Raw genomic sequence first — 16913 nt, forward strand, 5'->3', positions numbered from 1 at the left:
ACGCCCTAATAAACATATAATATTTACATTGATGTGTTGTGAATTATACCACTTCCGTAATAAGGCGAGGGTATAGGATTGGAGAAAGTAGAGGTTATAGTGTATACAGACCAGGGTTATTTTTATGATGCAACATTAGTTGTTTAAACTCATTTGGGTCTTTGGGTTTAACAACGGCATCTTCGTTTTGAGGTAAATGTTCCTCTGGGTGTTCAAAAGTAATGATGCGAGAAACCCAGAAACGAAAGGCTGCAAACTGCAACATTACCGGCCAGGCGTTTTTATCATCTTCGTTGAAAGGTCTTATGTGGTTATACCCATCAACTAATGCCTTTACTTTTTGGGGATCAAGAGTTTGCCCTGGCAAACGACACCAGTCGTTTGCTGTAACGGCTAAATCGTATAACAAATAGTCAGTACAGGCATTATAAAAGTCGATGACACCACTGATATTGGTGTTAGTGAATAACACATTATCATGGAATAGGTCACCGTGAATGATTCCTTGTGGCAAGTGGCTATGCTGCTGGAAAAAAGCCGTAAAAAAATCTGCCTGTTGTTTTAGTAGAGCTGCATTTTCGGTAGACACTAAACTTTGTAGTCTATCGGCTTGTTCAACCAACCAGCTCAATCCGCGTTGATTGGTTTGGCTAATGGTTGTTTGTAGGCCTGCTTGATGCATTTTGCCCAGCATTTCACCCACTGCAGCACAATGGCTGCTATTGGGTGTATCAACTTGTTTACCTGCCAGGCAACGTTGGATCAAACAGGGTTTGTTTTTTAACCAGTGTAATGATACCCCTTGCAAATCTCTGATCGCCAGGGGAACCGGTAACTGCTGGGTTGCCAGGTGATCGGTAATGGTAGTGAAGAAGGGAATGATCTCAACGGGTAAAAACTCAAACAAAGTGAGTACGTATCGAGTAGTTTGGCTATCAGTTGCAACTACATCAATAAAGTAGTTGGTGTTTTCCACCCCAGCAGCAATACCCTCAAAGTACTTGAGGGTGCCGATATCATACTTGGTTAATAGTTGCGCTATCTCATCAAAGGTTAAATGGGTATAAACCGACATAAATACGACTCAAAAATTACCACTCAAAAATCTTCCAGGATGGAACCAGCATTTGGTGAGGTTTGTCAGTTCGAATGAAGTTACCTTCATTATCTGCTGCTACCAGAAAATAAGGTTTGCCACCTTTTGGAGTTACCTTGTAGGCGTATACAAAACCATTTTTTAGGCGATATGTTTCAACAGTGACACCTTTACCTTTTTTGCTCTCTTTAATTACCACTGCAGGGTCTTCAGTGATGACATCTTCGGCATGTGTTGCCTGCCAGCCACCAAACAATACAGTGATCAGAGCTGCTGAACATATGAGCTGTTTCATAAAAGTCTCCTGGTTTGCCTAGTCTCCAATCCTAAATTTTATGCTGCCCGCAATTGCTATCAATTGTCACAAGCTAAGATATAAACCTTTCGGTATATATTAATAGTGACAATAAAAGCCGCTAAACGGTACCTTAAATTTCATTGTTAGCACAGCAGTTTTCAGTCATTTTTTGTTAGCTATTGATAATTGACAGGTCAGGGTTGCACCATAACTGATACAATAAGGACCTGTTGATATTTATTTTAACTGTAAATGTACTGGCCTATGACGAAACAACAAAAGCAGCCCCCGTTAATTCTTGTGGATGGTTCTTCTTACTTGTTTAGAGCCTTTCACGCAATGCCAGCCTTAAGCGCCTCGGATGGTCAGCCAACTGGTGCTATTCGTGGGGTGATAAGTATGATGCGGCGCTTAATCAAAGACTTCCCTGAAAGCCCTATTGGAGTCATCTTTGATGCCAAAGGCCCTACTTTTCGCAACACCATTTACAGTGAATACAAAGCCCATCGACCACCAATGCCTGATGAATTAAGGGAGCAGGTTGAGCCTATACACGCCATTATTAAAGCAATGGGCTTACCTATGTTTGTTATTGAAGGTGTTGAGGCAGATGATGTAATTGGCACCTTAGCTAGACAGGCAACAGAAACCGGGATTGATACAATTATTTCAACTGGTGATAAAGATATGGCTCAGTTAGTTAATCAGCATATTACGCTGGTTAACACCATGAAAGATGGTGATGCTTTTATGGATGTAGAAGGGGTAAAGACAAAGTTTGGTATACCCCCAGAGCTTATCATCGATTTTCTCGCATTAATGGGTGACAAAGTAGACAACATACCTGGTGTACCTGGAGTGGGTGAAAAGACGGCTTTAGCCTTATTGCAAGGTTTAGGTAGTCTGGAATCTGTCTATGAGCGCTTAGAGGAAGTACCTGCTCTTGGATTTCGTGGTTCTAAGACCATGCCAAAAAAGCTTGAAGAACATAAGGCACAAGCACTGCTTTCAAAACAGCTAGCCACCATTAAAACGGATGTTGCGCTGGAAATGGGCCCTGCGGATATAAAGTTGGTTGAGCCTGATAAAACTGCATTGTTGGACTGGTTTAAGAAATTAGAGTTTAAAGGTTGGATTGAAGAGTTACTGTCTGCTGGTGAAACCGTTGATGATGTGGAGCAAGCGTTAGATGTTACCTATGAAACTATTTTAACCCAGCAGCAACTTGATAACTGGACAAAGCAATTAGCGCAAGCTGCGCTGTTTGCCTTTGATACCGAAACCACTAGCCTGGACTATATGAAGGCAGAAATAGTGGGGGTGTCTTTTGCTATAGAAACAGGCAAAGCCGCCTATGTGCCATTAGCACATAACTATGTGGGAGCACCTGAGCAGCTAGACAGAGATCAGGTATTAGCGCAGTTGCAGCCTTTATTGGAAAGCGTTGACCAGAAAAAAGTTGGACAGAATCTGAAGTATGATCAAAGTGTGCTGGCGCGTTACGATATTGAATTGAAAGGAATTGCTTTTGATACCATGTTGGAATCTTATGTACTGGATTCCACAGCAACCCGACATGATATGGATAGTTTAGCGCTCAAATACCTGGGTCATAAAACGATTCATTTTGAAGATATTGCTGGTAAAGGGGCTAAGCAAATCACGTTTGATCAGGTAGCTATTGAGCAAGCGGCGGAATATGCGGCAGAAGATGCAGATATTACCCTGCGATTACACCAAGCGTTGGAGCCTAAACTAGCAGAGCACCCAACACTGGTGAAAGTGTTTAAGGAAATTGAATTACCCTTAATCAGCGTGCTTTCTAAAATGGAACGTAATGGAGCGCTAATTAATCCCGGCTTGTTACAAAAACAAAGTGTTGAGCTGGCTAAACGGATTGATGAACTGGAAAAAGAAGCCTTCGATTTAGCAGGTGAAGAGTTTAATTTAGGCTCAGCCAAACAGCTGGGTGAAATATTATTCAACAAGCTTGAGCTGCCTGTAATTAAAAAAACGCCAAAAGGTCAACCTTCTACAGCAGAACCTGTACTACAAGAGCTGGCTTTAGATTACCCTCTGCCAAAACTGATTTTGGAATACCGCAGCTTAAGTAAACTTAAGTCAACTTATACCGATAAACTACCTGAAATGATCAACCCAGAAACAGGTCGGGTACATACTTCATATCATCAAGCGGTTACAGCAACAGGTAGATTGTCATCTTCTGATCCCAATTTACAAAATATTCCAATTCGAACAGCAGAAGGTCGGCGTATTCGCCAGGCATTTGTTGCTTCACCAGGCTATAAACTCATTGCTGCAGACTATTCTCAAATTGAGTTGCGGATTATGGCGCATCTGTCCAATGATGAAGGGTTATTGAGTGCCTTTTCCCAAGGTAAAGATGTCCATCGTGCAACGGCTGCTGAAGTGTTTGGAGTACCGATTGATGAAGTCACTGATAGTCAGCGGCGGAGTGCAAAAGCGATTAACTTTGGTTTGATTTATGGTATGTCTGCCTTTGGCTTAGCTAAGCAGCTTGGCGTGTCTCGTAAGTCTGCCCAAGAATATATCGACTTATATTTCGAACGCTATCCAGGGGTGCTTACCTATATGGATGATATTCGTCACTCTGCTGCCGAAAATGGTTATGTAGAAACCTTATTTGGCCGACGTTTGCATTTACCAGAGATACGTTCCCGTAACCAAATGCGGAAAAAAGCTGCAGAGCGGACCGCAATCAATGCGCCGATGCAGGGAACAGCTGCCGATATCATTAAGCGAGCGATGATGAGTGTTGACCAATGGTTAACTGAAAGTCAGTTAGATGCAAACATGATTATGCAAGTGCATGACGAACTGATCTTAGAGGTAGCAGAAGCACAGGTGGATGAAGTGGTTGCTGGCTTGAAGCTACGGATGGTGGCAGCGGCTGACTTGTCAGTGCCATTGATAGTGGATGCGGGAGTGGGCGATAACTGGGACCAAGCCCACTAACTTAGTTTTTCTAAATTTATTGAAAAAAATTTTAAGCTGCTGGAACTTTCCTGAATTTGGGGTTGTCATATATTACGAGTGATCGCGATGGTCACTTTAACTACTCCTTATGTGTTTTAGTGTTGGCATTTACTCCGTTAAGCCCCCAAGTTAGCGGAGATAATAATCTGCCCCGGCTACGTTATCTCCCCCCCAAGTAGCTGGGGTAATTTTTTTATAGCCCCTTAATATTTCTTTGATTTTTTTCAGCCGCATAGTCTTTTTGCTGTTGTTTGTTAGTTTTCTCAACAACAGGGCGGACATCACTTAGCCCTAGGTCATAAATAAGTTGTTGGTTGAGGTTTGAGGGGAGAGTTTGTGCGTTAGCTGACTTAGCTTTAGTGCAACATCTCTTGTAAATAAACCAAATACAACCATAAACTATCAGTATTATTAATAGATACGCCATCACTACTGCTCTGTTATTTTATCAATTAGACTTATGCCTCTCTACACAACAGCAATTTAGCGACTTTAATTGTTAACTACGAACGATAAATTTTGATTTACTATTAGTTGATCTAATAGTAAATACTGAGCAAAGCCATAAAATGACAGATCCTTTACAGCACTTAAGTGCTATGCGTGTTTTTGTAACGGCGGCAAAGCTATCAAGCTATTCAAAAGCGGCAGATGCGCTGGCTATTACTCAATCAGCTGTGAGTCAGCAAGTTCGCACTTTAGAACAAGTATTGGGGGTGAGGTTGTTCATTCGAGTTGGCCGGACAATGCAGCTAACGGAGGCGGGTGAAAGCTTATTTCAATATGTTGAGAAAGGGTTAGGTTTGATCCGTGAAGGTATTAATCGAGTTCAGCAAGAAGAGTTGGCTGGTGAGCTTAAGGTTACCCTTAGCCCCGCATTTGCTTCACATTGGTTAATGCCAAAGTTGTGGTTATTTACTGAAGCTTATCCAGAAATCAGAATCCATATGATACCTACCTTAGATCTTTTAGATTTAAAGCGTGATGAAGCAGATGTTGCTATCCGTTATGGTAAAGGTAATTATCCAGGTTTGGTCAATGAATTTTTAGCGGCCAGCGAAGGTATTGTAGTTGCCTCACCAAGTGTTGCAAAAAATATTAATAAGCCAGAAGACTTATTGAATTATTTATTAATCGAAAGTACTCCATTATTTTCAGAAGGGTGGAAAAGCTGGTTTGAGACGGCAGGTGTTACAGTTGACTATTCTAAATTGCAAATCATACGAGTCAAAGGCGTAGGCATAGCAATACATACGGTTCTTACGGGAAAAGGTATAGCGTTGATGAGTAATATAGTTGCTAAGCAATTAATCAAGCAACAAGAACTTGTTCAGCTATTTAATTATACCGTAGAGTATGCAGGAGTCTGGTTATTGTACGACGAAAGCTCTCCTCGTTATAAACGGGTACAGAAATTTACAAGCTGGTTAAAGCAAGTAATGGCATTCGAAAGAGATTGACAAGCCTAAGCTATAATAATTTTTTATGAAAACTGTATGGCTTGATATGTATTAACAGAAATAAAATCTAAATAAAGTTAGTTTTGTTGTTAGTAGCTGCTACAAAAAATAAAGTAAACTAACAGCATGCTTGCTACACTTTTTAATACACATAAAGTGGTCAAGGATAACCAAGTAGCTAATTAAATGGCATTTGATATAACTGCTCCTAATATTCTTGTTGTTGATGATGATATAAAAACATGTCAACAACTTAAGCATCTCATCAAAGAGTTTGGCTACCGGTGCGGCTTTATCATTAACCCAAATAACTTATTTCCCAGGCTTAAAGAAGAGACATTTGATTTGATTATATTAGATTTAAATATGCCAGGGTTAAATGGAGTTGATTTACTGCTGCAACTAAATAAGAAAGAAGAGTTTCATAAAATAGTTATAATTGTATTGACAGCAGAAGACAATGATGAAGTACTAGCAAAGTGCTATAAGCTAGGTGTGGTGAACTATATTAGTAAGCCTATTAATAGACTTATTCTAGAAGCCCGCTTGAACAGTGCGCTTGCAGCCAAGCAAGCAAGAGACTCGCTAGAGTATAGCGTCCTTGAAAGAACTCGTGACTTAGAAGCGTTAAATAAACAGCTAGTTAATGAAATAAAAATAAGAAGATCATACGAGAAAGACCTTATTAGTGCCAAAGTGCAAGCTGATAGTGCCAATAAAGCGAAATCAGAGTTTCTTGCCAATATGAGCCATGAACTTAGAACACCTATGAATGCAATTTTAGGTACAGTCCAAATACTAGAAGAAACCGATATAAATCAGGAACAAAAAGAACTGATAGATATTCTTACAAGTGGTGGAGAGAGGTTGCTTAACTTAATTAATAATGTTTTAGATTTGTCAAAAATAGAAGCGAATAAACTTGACGTTAATAATAGCATTTTTAGTTTGCATCAACTCATTGACTCTACTTATAAGTTATTAGCATCGCAAGCAAAAGACAAGGGGATTTGTTTAAACTACTCTATAGCCCGGCAAGTGCCAGATATAATTAAAAGTGATTCCAATAAATTAAACCAAATATTGATTAACCTTATGGGAAATGCAATTAAGTTTACAAAAGAAGGGAGAGTTGATCTGCATGTAACAACAGAAAAATCAGGAAAAAACAAAGCACTATTACTATTTAATATTAGTGATACTGGTATAGGTATAGAAAAAAACAAGCAAAGTATGGTGTTTGATAGTTTTACCCAAGTTGAAGACTCAACCACAAGAAACTATCAAGGCTCTGGTTTAGGTTTAACAATTACTAAAAAATTAGTTGAAATGTTATCGGGAGAAATATGGTTTGAAAGTGAAATAAATAAAGGTAGTCAATTTTACTTCACTATCTCTTGTGAGCTTGTCAATGCTGACAGTGATAATATTAAAGATTTTTTGGTTAATCGGAGTGGTTTGGTATTAAATTCTAATAAAGTGGTTGAGCAAAGATGCTTTAAAAATGAAAAAAAATGGAAATCTGTTTTACTGGTTGAAGATGATCCTGCCAGTAGAATGATAGCTAAGTCAATTTTATCAAAGAAATTTTATAGCGTAGAGACCGCAGTAAATGGTAAGGAGGCATTAGAAAAGTTTAAGGCGGATAAATGGAATATCGTCTTTATGGATATGCAAATGCCTTTGCTGAATGGCTATGAAGCTGTTCGTAGAATACGAGCATGGGAAAGTAATGAGAGTTTAATAGAAACGCCTATAATAGCAATGACTGCTTATGCATTAGATGGTGATGATAAAAAATGTACCGATGCAGGCTGTACGGGCTATTTAACCAAGCCAATTAATAAAGATAAGCTTTATTCTGTGCTTCATTCATTGCTGGCATAATAAATGTTAAATGAGGTATATGATGATAAAGTATCTATCAGGGTTACTATTTATTATTCACTCATCAGTAATTTTAGCTAACCATGAAAAAATTTATTTATATACTTATCACAACCACCCGCCGTTTATTAATGAAAAAAATAAAGGGTTAAGTTTTGAGCTTGAAAAATTTCTTAACAATGATTCGAATGGTCGATATCAATTTGAATTGCAAATTTTACCTAGAAAAAGACTTAATAAAAAAATTGAAAATAATGGGCCGTGGGTAGTTATTTGGGCTAATCCAGCATGGTTTAATGATAAAAAGAAGATAAAATATCGATGGGCTTCAATGCTTAAGGACTCCAGCTCAATAATTTCACGACTAGAAAAACCGGTTGAGTATAAGGGGCTTCAATCTTTACAAGGGCTGATATTTGGTGGAATGGCAGGCCACAAATATGTAGGAATTGATCGTTTGGTTGATCAGGGAAAAATAAAAAGAATTGATGGAGATCATGAAAGAAATAATTTAAAAGTACTTTTAAAAGGTAGAATTGACTTTACATTACTACCTACATCAACAATAAACTACCTTATTGACGAAATGTCAGTAAAAGAAAAAATATATATTGCCCCTGAAAAGCATACTGTCTTTTACCGAATGTTTTTGATATCAAAAAATAGAAAAGATTTGGAGGTGCACTTAACAGATATTAATAAAGATAATGACTGGCTTGAAATTGCTAGAAAATACGGGTTCAAAGACAGTCATAGGGCTATTTCATATAAACAATAATTGTATGGAGTATGAATCTATAATAATAGAGCTATATTATAGGTGTTTAAATGTTGAGGCTGCTGTTAAGAGAGAAGAGGAATACTGTTGGTTATTCATTAATTAAGGCTGTTTTTGGTGTGTATGTGATAATAGCGGTAGTAACAACTGTCTTTCAGCTGGCTACTCAATATAACGATGAAAAAAATAACATCAACAGCGACTTGGTTAAATATACAAATATTTTTTCTCCAGTGCTAACGCAAGCTTTGTGGCATTTAAATAATGAGCAGGTCTATTCAACCCTTCTTGGAATAATACAAATACCTGTTGTAGTTGGTGTAGAGCTAACAAATGCTGAACAACAGTTAATTGGAATTGTTGGAAATACTGAGTTAGCAACAAATACACAGTTAGTCGTTAATGTTGATGGTGTTGAAGCTAGCTTAAGTGTTAATAAAAATACCTTAAAAACTTTGTTTAACTATCAGTTGCCTCTAGTTGATAATCAAAATCAGTTGCTTGGATATTTAACTTTATATTCAAGTACTCAAGTAGTACTTGAAAGAGTTGAATACAGCTTTATTTTATTAATCGTAAATGGAGTTATTAAAACAGTGGCATTACTTATAATAATAGTTTTTTTTGCAGAAAAACTATTAGGTAAACCATTAAAAGTGCTAATTCGAACAACTAGGGCAATTAATTTTGAAAGCCTAGATAACTTTAAACTGGAAACGGGCAACAAAAGTAATAATGAGTTGAAAGAACTTGAAGTTGGTTTTTGTAATATGGTGGGTAGGCTTAAGGAAGAATTGAATAATAGAAAGCTAATAGAAGGGAAGCTCGTTTATGAAAAAATACGGGCAGAAAAAGCCAGTCAGGCTAAATCACAATTTTTAGCTAATATGAGTCATGAGATAAGAACGCCGCTTAATTCAATTATCGGGTTTAGCCAAATTTTGGCGTTACGCTTTGATAAAAATAAAGTTAATAGTGAATTGAAAAAATTTGTTTTAAATATCAAGTCGAGTGGCGAGCATTTGATTGAATTGATAAATAATATTTTAGACTTGTCTAAGATAGAAGTGGGACGTATGGATGTTCACTATGAAGATATTAATATAAAGCTTTTAGTTCAAGGTATATTCCATATCAATAAAATTGCTGCTTACAATAAAGAGCTTGATTATAGTTATCAATTTAAAGGCACATTACCAGATTTGATTAGATCAGATAGAACAAAGTTAAATCAGATTTTGACTAATGTTATAAGTAATGCAATTAAATTTACACCAAACTATAAAAGTGTAAAAATAATTACATATATTAAAAAAGAGAATTTATCTGATAGCATAATAGCTTTTAAAGTTGAAGATGAAGGCATAGGGATATCAAAAGATAAACAAAAAGAAATTTTTAAATCATTTCAGCAAGCAGATAACTCAATTACGAGAAACTATGGAGGTACTGGCTTAGGATTAGCTATTACCAGTAAATTAGTAAGCTTGTTAGGAGGAACTATTAGTGTCGAAAGCGAACCTGGTCGTGGTTCAACTTTTGAGGTAAAAATCCCTTATATAGCTACTGTTGATATGGCTACTGTTGATAAGGAGCAGAAACACCCACAAAAAACTGAAACTTCATTACTTTTTTCAAAAGAAAATAAAGTATTAGTTGTTGAAGATATAATCTTAAACCAAGAAGTTATGAAGGCAATGTTTGAAGATTTTGGTTTAGCTGTTGATTGTGTTAATAGTGGTCAGGCAGCCATTGATAAAGTAATGGAAAGTCAGCTTAAGTCTGATTCTTATGATTTGATCATAATGGATATGCATATGCCAGAAATGAGTGGTTTAGATGCCACCCGGGCGATTAGACAAATACTAAAAGAAAAAAAAGTACCCATAGTGGCTTTATCAGCAGAGGCATTTTGTGAGCAGCAGCAGCGGGCTTTGGATGCAGGAGTAGATGACTATTTAACCAAACCCATTAGTATTGAGCAGCTTGCAGAAGTGCTACATAAATATTTAAAGCACCTGGATAACTCAAATATAAACATTAATAGCAGTAAGCATGATACTGATTCGATACCTGATAAAATTAAGGAAAAAATAAAGACTTCCCTGGTAGAGTTAGAAAAGATATCAATTTATAAAACTGATATACTACTGTCTTGCTTAGACGATTTAAAAGAAATATGTAAGCCATTTAATACCCCCTTGAATGAAATATTGTCGAAAGCTGAAGTGGCTGTATTAAATACGGATAATGATAATCTACAAAATTTGTTACTAAAAACATCGCAGTTTAAACTATAGTTTTAAATTAAATCACTCAAGCAAGAATCTATAGAGCAAATTAATATAGAAGCATATAAATTATTACCTATAATTAAATTATGAGTACTCAACTGAGGACGGAAGTAAAAAACACAAATGGAGGATCTATGACCCTGCCATTTTTTCTGCAAATACTTATTGGTGTATTTTTAATGTTGGGAGTTGCGGTAATTTTTGTCGAAAAATAAAGTATATGTAATAAAGCTATTTGTCCTGCAGTCTGCTTGAGATAAAAGCCTCTATATCAAGTGTTAAAGATATAGAGGCTTTGTTTTTTATTGAATTAAGCTTTTTTAAGCTAAAAGCTGGCATTAACTATATTCACTTCACAGGGTTTACCAATATTATTTTTGCCTGATTGCCATTGAGAGTCATCTTTTAGCGCCTTGAATTCAAATGGTTCATTAATACCAAATAAAGTAGCTTGCCAGGTATTTCCAGGTAGCCAATGAGCTTGAACTCCTTTATTCCAATTAAGCGAGCCTTTGTTACCTCGGATGGTGACTTGGTGGTTATACCCAACATCAACATTGATATTAACCGTAGTTATACAGCCTTGATATCTGTCTACAACACTACTAATGGTGTCTAATGGCTGATTCGCCTGCTTTGAGGCTAGTAGCTTGATATATTCAGCATGACTCCATGCTAAAGGGGTTGCTCCGCCAGTGCCTTCTCCCATTTTATATGGACCAGTACGTTGATCCCACACTTGTTCTGGTAGCATTCGACCTGCATTAGCAAAGTTTTCCATTGACTTAATATAGGTATCGATATTATTACCTTTGGCTAACTCGTAATGTCCTCGTTCGCCAGTCAATAATGGCCATAATCTGCCTTTACCTTCACCTGTGTAATCTTTGCCTGATAAAGTTTCTCCATAACCATCATGGGAATAACGATAATAGCCAAAACCCCTTGGAGTTCTTACCTGTAACAACTTGTCGTATTCGGTTAATGTTTCTAGTATTTGCTGGGAATTAGGGGATTTAATACCAAAACGCACAAGCTCTAAAAAGCCACCATCTAAAATAGCTCGTTCTTGGTATTGTCCTCCTCCATTCGCAATATAAAGCAGTTGGTGATCATTCGGGTTGGCAGTTTTTGCACATTGTTGGCTGCTGTCAATTCGTTCGTAGTAATGGCCATTTCCATAAACTCCGGTACGAGTAAAAAGCCAGTAATCAATCCCCATGACCCACTGATCTGCTTGCTGACGGTAATGATTAGCTGTTTTGTTGTCACCAGCAGCCTCAGCAAAGTCAGCTGCAGCAATTAATGCGGCTATAGCGGCAGCTGTTGTAGAAGGAGAAATACCACTGTTTTCTTCCCAGCGCTCTTGTTGGGTCCATGGTCCCACTTGGCTGATAAATGAAGCAGCTGGCTTAATGAAAGATTGGTAGTATTGTTGAGGAGATAGCTGACCTAATTGCCATAACCGCCAAGCTAAGATAATTGGCATGGCGGTTTCATCTAACTGCATACCCGACCAATGTGGTTTACCTGATAACCAAAAATTCTGTGGAAAAGATCCGTGTTTTGGAATGCTATTTTCACAAAACTGCCAATTGCCATCAGTTTCTTTAAATTGTACTTTTGTTAGATAATGGAGGGCTCTTTTCGCTGTTTCAAAATCACCTGCTGCAATCATAGATGTGGCGACTTGATATAAATCTCGTGGCCAAACGACATGATATCCAACAGGACCATCTTTATAGCCATCGGCTGGTGAGCCTGGTATTACTCCACGATCATCACCAGACTGATGATCGTACTGAGATGTGCCCCAAGGTATGCTCAGTGAAGCAATCATTCCTCCTTGGTAGGTTTTATCTTCATGAGCTTTAAGCACCATGGCAGAGGTATAGTAAAGCTTGCCATTATCAAAGCTCATACTGCTTAGGTCGGCCAAGCTGTCACAGTAATTGTTCCAACCATTAATATATTGTTGAGCCAGGGGCTTAAACCCGCTGTTTAGTGACTGGCTGGCTAAGTGTTTGGCTGTGCTTTTAGAATGTCCAAACCCTAGCGCTAAGTTGAACTCATAACTACCAGGTTTTTCAGGTAAGTCCAACTCCGCAATCAATGCCACATTGCCATTACTGGCGGTGTGATATTGCCAGTCCATTTGGAAGTTATCAGTCAAGTCTTGCCAGCCATCTGACTTACCAACAAAACCACTAGATGTTTTTCGATAAGGTATGTCGCTAATCAATGCAATTACTTGAGAGGCATGTGGTTGCTGGTCTGCGTGTTTAGCTCTGGCATCCCAAGCATACAGTGTTTGTTGTGTAGCTTCCGCATAATCATATAAACCAGTGTTACTAATAGCTGGGTTCAGTAGCACATAGAATTTCAGGTTGGGCTGGTTAACTGTCACGTTTATATTTTGGATGAGGGTATCCCGATTAGGGTCTGTAATAATTTTCTTGTTAATAGTAAACCGGTTGTTAGGGTCGCTATTTGTAAGATGATAAGCCAACGACTTGTCATTCATATAGGTGATTTGATGTTGAAGCTGCTTTTCTTCAATGAAGAAGCTTTTGCCATCTGATATCAACAATTGCAAGTCAGTGATTTGAGCCATGTCTATTTGGGGCCAATATACTTCTGAAACTATGCCATCAACTAGGCTAAACCATACTTTAGACTGATCATTGGCAGACGTACCAACCCCGACTTTTCGGGCGGATGTCCACTGGTGAGGGCTGCCTGGTTGGCCTATTGCCTCTTTAGGTATGCCAAGCGCTGTGCTAGCAACAGCCTGTGAGCCAATTGAATAGGTAATGATAGATGGTGTAATAGCTAAGGCAGCAAGTAAGCTACGAGTAGGTTGGTACATTGGGTCACTCCGTAAGTAGAATCGCACCCTGCTTATGTCTAATGTTCTTATTAAGGTGCTAGTAACTTTTTATTGTTATGTAATTGTTTTATATTATTTTTTCCGATGCGCCTATACGACTTTGTGACTAGGTAGTCAGAGTGATAATAAGTTAGTGAAAGAATTGTTCGAAAAACCAGGTCTTTTCTGTTTTTAAACTGATGCTATCTGGTAAAGCGAAAACTATAGTGTGCTTTTCTTGCAGTTTTATGGGCGTCTAACAAGCTATACCTTAGTTGAAGTGTTTGTATTGCTATTATGTTTTTTCAAGATACTACTATAGTCGTGTATTTGATATGTATATATTTACTGCGAACTAGAGTGAATCTATAGTCGTATACTGGATTGGCGGTAAACTTATCTTGACGATAGTTTCAGAGCCTAAGAATATCCTTCATTGTGAGCAATTCATTTGCTGTATATATTGAGAGCTCGTGCAAATTAACCAAAACTATAGCTTTATTGCTTTGACGAAAGCTTTTTTGATTTGAATGCTAGCAGTTTCATTGTGTAGGGTGCTGAGTTTGAAAACTTAAAATTTCAAATACTACAGTTGTTAACTTAAAAATAATTATTTACAATCAACGTAAATAAAAAGGCGTCAACTGATAGAAAAACAATAAAACGAAGAGGGGGCTGCAGTAGGCTTAGGCCTCCTACATATGTAGGCTAGCCCTAACCAAGGTCAGACATGATATATAATACTAATAACCAATTCATATCAAAAACTACACTCATCCTTTTTGAGAAAATTTATGAGGGGTTTTACCGCGCAATTTCTGCTAACAAGATTATTAGCTGTATATTTATACAGCCTTTGTCATTTATCATAAGCCCTCATTATCAATCACGATTGCTGTTAGCTATAGCATTAATTACGACAGTGATTAATGCCTAGTAGTTGTATTCAGTTTACCTCATAGTGATCTTGTGAGTTGTAAACGGTGGTGATACGGCTGTTTATAACAGTTGATAGGAATAGGTCATTAAAATGTAAGCAACAACTTATATTGCTTATTAAGTAATATAAGTCGTATTTATTTTATGTTTATTCAGTATGGGTTATGGATATGAATTATGCAGAATCGCACTGAATATAATGAAGTAATATGGGATTAGTACTGTAAATGCATAAAGAAGTGTTGGTACATAATAAAACAACACACGTTATAGCTAATTGAGTGATAGTTTAGCTAGGACTAATAGCTTTTCAATATTATTTGAAAAAGAATATTGAGCGCTATAAAAATAAATAATGATTACCTATAAGCCAGTATGTGACCTATCTATTGCTTATTAAGAAGACAGTCTAAGTCTGTTTATAGAAAATCAATACTGAATATTGACTAATAATGTGATGTTTTCTAGCTTTCTACGAAAGGCTAACAATTTAATTGCAATTTTAAACATACTACACATATTGAATCAGCTATAATATTACCTGCCAGTTTCGTTGGCATGGAGAAAGTACATCGTGACTAGGAATAGCAAATACCAGGAAACAATAGCTTTGGCTATCCTCATCAGGGAGGGGCATATTGAGGTGAGGGAGGTATTTAGATATAGGCTACGTTGGGATATGGAAGTGTATCTAGGTAATGGGAGTATTTGCTTGGATACAAAGATAAAAGGATACTAGGGATAAATGTCCTATAACCAAGATAATGGTTAATGAATAGCCGCCAAAGTTATGAATACTCTAATAGGCATGTCGTTAGGCGTATTAGCTAAAAGTTGAGTTGAGCGGATACTACTCATGATGTACAAGCAACGGATAGACCAATACTCTAAAAAAACTATTAAAGGGCCAAGACTAGTAATACCATGAACACGAAAAAGCTTGTGAACTTATCAAATCAATATCCCCGCCTAACCGTGCGGACACTGGCAACCCTAATGGCAATTGGTGAAAATGAAGGCTGTTCAGTTTCTGAGTTGTCTCAATTTATGGGTGTCAATGAAAAAAATGTCGCTACGACTATACGTCGTTTGGAGGAGGGTAGAGCTGGAAACCCAGGTGACAAATTGATCAGAGTAAAACAATACCCTGATGATAAACGGTTTAAGCTGATTTATCTCACGGCAAAAGCACGGAGAATTCTGCAAAAGTTATAGGTATAAGTAATATTGGCTGCCGGGGGTAAATTCTCCCGGAGAAGCCAAGCTGTATCGTTGCAACAAAGCTGCATGGTAGGTTAGTAATGCTAAATTAGTTTTAAAAAAACTGGCTAACTTTTTAATTTTGCATAGATAAAATCCATCAATAACATTGCTAGGCAAGATCCGAGCACTATTTTTAAGGTCTGGATACAAGGACTTTTGATTCCATTCAGTTAAGCCTGGCTGGATCTCAAGTGGGATACTACCACTATTATGAGCCTGTAAGTTATTTGTTGGGATTTGTAGGCCCTTAGTAGCAAGCTGCAAAGGCTCTAATCTAACTGCCGCATCGAATTTTTTCAGAATACGATAAACTATTACTTCATTTTCTTCCGGAGAAAAGGAACAAGTGCTGTAGAGCATAACGCCACCAGGCTTCAAGCTATAATGTGCCGAAAGTAATAGTTTTTTCTGTTTTTTGGCCACTTCTTTAACTTTTTTAAGGCTCCAGTGGCTCCATGACAGGGGGGAAAGCTGGTTAAAACGTGACTCCCTGGAACAAGGTGCATCAAGTAAAACTCGATCAAAGCGCTCAGGACATTTACCGCCTACAGTTCGGCCATCTGTTAGGTACATTTTTACCATAGAGGCGCCTTACTGCTCTAAATTGGCTTTAAGCTTGAAGAATCGATTCTTAACAGGCTCAATCGCAGAGAGAGCTCCTTGGTTATTCATCATTCAGGCCATCTGAAGTGTTTTACCTCCAGGGGCTGCCGCTAGGTCTAAAACCGTTTCCCCTGGTTGCAAGTCAAAGCCTTCATCCTGCAGTTGTTGTTTAATCTGTTCTGGATCATTCCTAAGAGTATTAATACGAAAGCTGGTAGGCTTTACTTGATGAAAACTCTTCAGAATCGATGCTAATTGCTGTGGTGGAACAATTTGCTTAAGGCGTTTAACAAACTCATCAGGTAGTGGCGAATAAGGCTCACTCATTGTAATAACTCAGTTGAATTTTCTGCGTATTAGGTGTTGGGCCTGTAAACTGTACATTGTTGTGGCAGCAAGGACATCAAC

At 37.7% G+C, this 16913-nt stretch carries 12 protein-coding genes; 6 read left to right on the top strand and 6 right to left on the bottom strand.

Annotated elements, in window-relative coordinates; genetic code table 11:
* Window positions 1–94: 94 nt before the first annotated feature.
* Together OQE68_RS12605 and OQE68_RS12610 are read right to left on the bottom strand one after the other, a co-directional pair.
* The gene (locus OQE68_RS12605; protein WP_180569073.1) at window positions 95–1075 is read right to left on the bottom strand and encodes a homoserine kinase; all 981 of its coding nucleotides are present in this window, start codon (window positions 1073–1075) and stop codon (window positions 95–97) included.
* Window positions 1076–1091: 16 nt separating this feature from the next.
* Window positions 1092–1391, bottom strand: a complete 300-nt coding sequence (locus OQE68_RS12610) for a DUF2782 domain-containing protein (RefSeq protein ID WP_180569074.1) — start codon at window positions 1389–1391, stop codon at window positions 1092–1094.
* 267 nt (window positions 1392–1658) lie between these two features.
* Between OQE68_RS12610 and polA the strand changes: the two genes are divergently transcribed.
* Window positions 1659–4391, top strand: a complete 2733-nt coding sequence (gene polA / locus OQE68_RS12615) for a DNA polymerase I (RefSeq protein WP_180569075.1) — start codon at window positions 1659–1661, stop codon at window positions 4389–4391.
* A gap of 214 nt (window positions 4392–4605) precedes the next feature.
* Here polA and OQE68_RS12620 read toward each other — a convergent pair whose 3' ends face one another.
* The gene (locus OQE68_RS12620; protein WP_180569076.1) at window positions 4606–4839 is read right to left on the bottom strand and encodes a hypothetical protein; all 234 of its coding nucleotides are present in this window, start codon (window positions 4837–4839) and stop codon (window positions 4606–4608) included.
* Window positions 4840–4981: 142 nt separating this feature from the next.
* Here OQE68_RS12620 and OQE68_RS12625 point away from each other — a divergent pair, with 142 nt between their 5' ends.
* The 4 genes from OQE68_RS12625 (at window position 4982) to OQE68_RS12640 (ending at window position 10837) form a co-directional block, all read left to right on the top strand.
* Window positions 4982–5872 (top strand): LysR substrate-binding domain-containing protein, encoded by an 891-nt coding sequence (locus OQE68_RS12625; protein WP_180569077.1) that lies wholly within the window; start codon window positions 4982–4984, stop codon window positions 5870–5872.
* Between the two features lie 186 nt (window positions 5873–6058).
* Entirely contained in the window at window positions 6059–7759 is a 1701-nt protein-coding gene (locus OQE68_RS12630; RefSeq protein WP_180569078.1) for a hybrid sensor histidine kinase/response regulator, read from the top strand.
* A gap of 19 nt (window positions 7760–7778) precedes the next feature.
* Window positions 7779–8537 (top strand): type 2 periplasmic-binding domain-containing protein, encoded by a 759-nt coding sequence (locus OQE68_RS12635; RefSeq protein ID WP_180569079.1) that lies wholly within the window; start codon window positions 7779–7781, stop codon window positions 8535–8537.
* A 50-nt stretch (window positions 8538–8587) separates the two neighbouring features.
* Window positions 8588–10837, top strand: coding sequence for an ATP-binding protein (locus OQE68_RS12640; protein WP_180569080.1), 2250 nt, complete (start codon window positions 8588–8590; stop codon window positions 10835–10837).
* A gap of 319 nt (window positions 10838–11156) precedes the next feature.
* Here the strand turns inward: OQE68_RS12640 and OQE68_RS12645 are convergent, their stop codons facing one another.
* Window positions 11157–13700 carry a glycoside hydrolase family 15 protein gene (locus OQE68_RS12645; protein WP_180569081.1) on the bottom strand — a complete coding sequence of 848 codons (2544 nt, stop codon included), beginning with the start codon at window positions 13698–13700 and terminating at the stop codon, window positions 11157–11159.
* Window positions 13701–15563: 1863 nt separating this feature from the next.
* Between OQE68_RS12645 and OQE68_RS12650 the strand changes: the two genes are divergently transcribed.
* Window positions 15564–15854 (top strand): MarR family transcriptional regulator, encoded by a 291-nt coding sequence (locus tag OQE68_RS12650; protein WP_180569082.1) that lies wholly within the window; start codon window positions 15564–15566, stop codon window positions 15852–15854.
* Here OQE68_RS12650 and OQE68_RS12655 read toward each other — a convergent pair.
* Together OQE68_RS12655 and OQE68_RS12660 are read right to left on the bottom strand one after the other, a co-directional pair.
* Window positions 15849–16484, bottom strand: a complete 636-nt coding sequence (locus OQE68_RS12655; protein ID WP_219340062.1) for a hypothetical protein — start codon at window positions 16482–16484, stop codon at window positions 15849–15851. The genes OQE68_RS12650 and OQE68_RS12655 overlap by 6 nt on opposite strands.
* Window positions 16485–16577: 93 nt before the next feature.
* On the bottom strand, window positions 16578–16832 hold the full coding sequence (locus OQE68_RS12660; protein ID WP_219340063.1) for a hypothetical protein: 255 nt from the start codon (window positions 16830–16832) through the stop codon (window positions 16578–16580).
* Window positions 16833–16913 lie beyond the last annotated feature (81 nt).

The sequence above is a fragment of the Spartinivicinus marinus genome (assembly GCF_026309355.1).
GTDB classification, from domain to species: Bacteria; Pseudomonadota; Gammaproteobacteria; order Pseudomonadales; family Zooshikellaceae; genus Spartinivicinus; species Spartinivicinus marinus.

Coding starts and splice junctions, on each gene's coding strand:
- OQE68_RS12605 (WP_180569073.1), bottom strand. CDS start 1,075: ATGTCGGTTTATACCCATTTAACCTTTGATGAGATAGCGCAACTATTA.
- OQE68_RS12610 (WP_180569074.1), bottom strand. CDS start 1,391: ATGAAACAGCTCATATGTTCAGCAGCTCTGATCACTGTATTGTTTGGT.
- polA (WP_180569075.1), top strand. CDS start 1,659: ATGACGAAACAACAAAAGCAGCCCCCGTTAATTCTTGTGGATGGTTCT.
- OQE68_RS12620 (WP_180569076.1), bottom strand. CDS start 4,839: ATGGCGTATCTATTAATAATACTGATAGTTTATGGTTGTATTTGGTTT.
- OQE68_RS12625 (WP_180569077.1), top strand. CDS start 4,982: ATGACAGATCCTTTACAGCACTTAAGTGCTATGCGTGTTTTTGTAACG.
- OQE68_RS12630 (WP_180569078.1), top strand. CDS start 6,059: ATGGCATTTGATATAACTGCTCCTAATATTCTTGTTGTTGATGATGAT.
- OQE68_RS12635 (WP_180569079.1), top strand. CDS start 7,779: ATGATGATAAAGTATCTATCAGGGTTACTATTTATTATTCACTCATCA.
- OQE68_RS12640 (WP_180569080.1), top strand. CDS start 8,588: ATGTTGAGGCTGCTGTTAAGAGAGAAGAGGAATACTGTTGGTTATTCA.
- OQE68_RS12645 (WP_180569081.1), bottom strand. CDS start 13,700: ATGTACCAACCTACTCGTAGCTTACTTGCTGCCTTAGCTATTACACCA.
- OQE68_RS12650 (WP_180569082.1), top strand. CDS start 15,564: ATGAACACGAAAAAGCTTGTGAACTTATCAAATCAATATCCCCGCCTA.
- OQE68_RS12655 (WP_219340062.1), bottom strand. CDS start 16,484: ATGGTAAAAATGTACCTAACAGATGGCCGAACTGTAGGCGGTAAATGT.
- OQE68_RS12660 (WP_219340063.1), bottom strand. CDS start 16,832: ATGAGTGAGCCTTATTCGCCACTACCTGATGAGTTTGTTAAACGCCTT.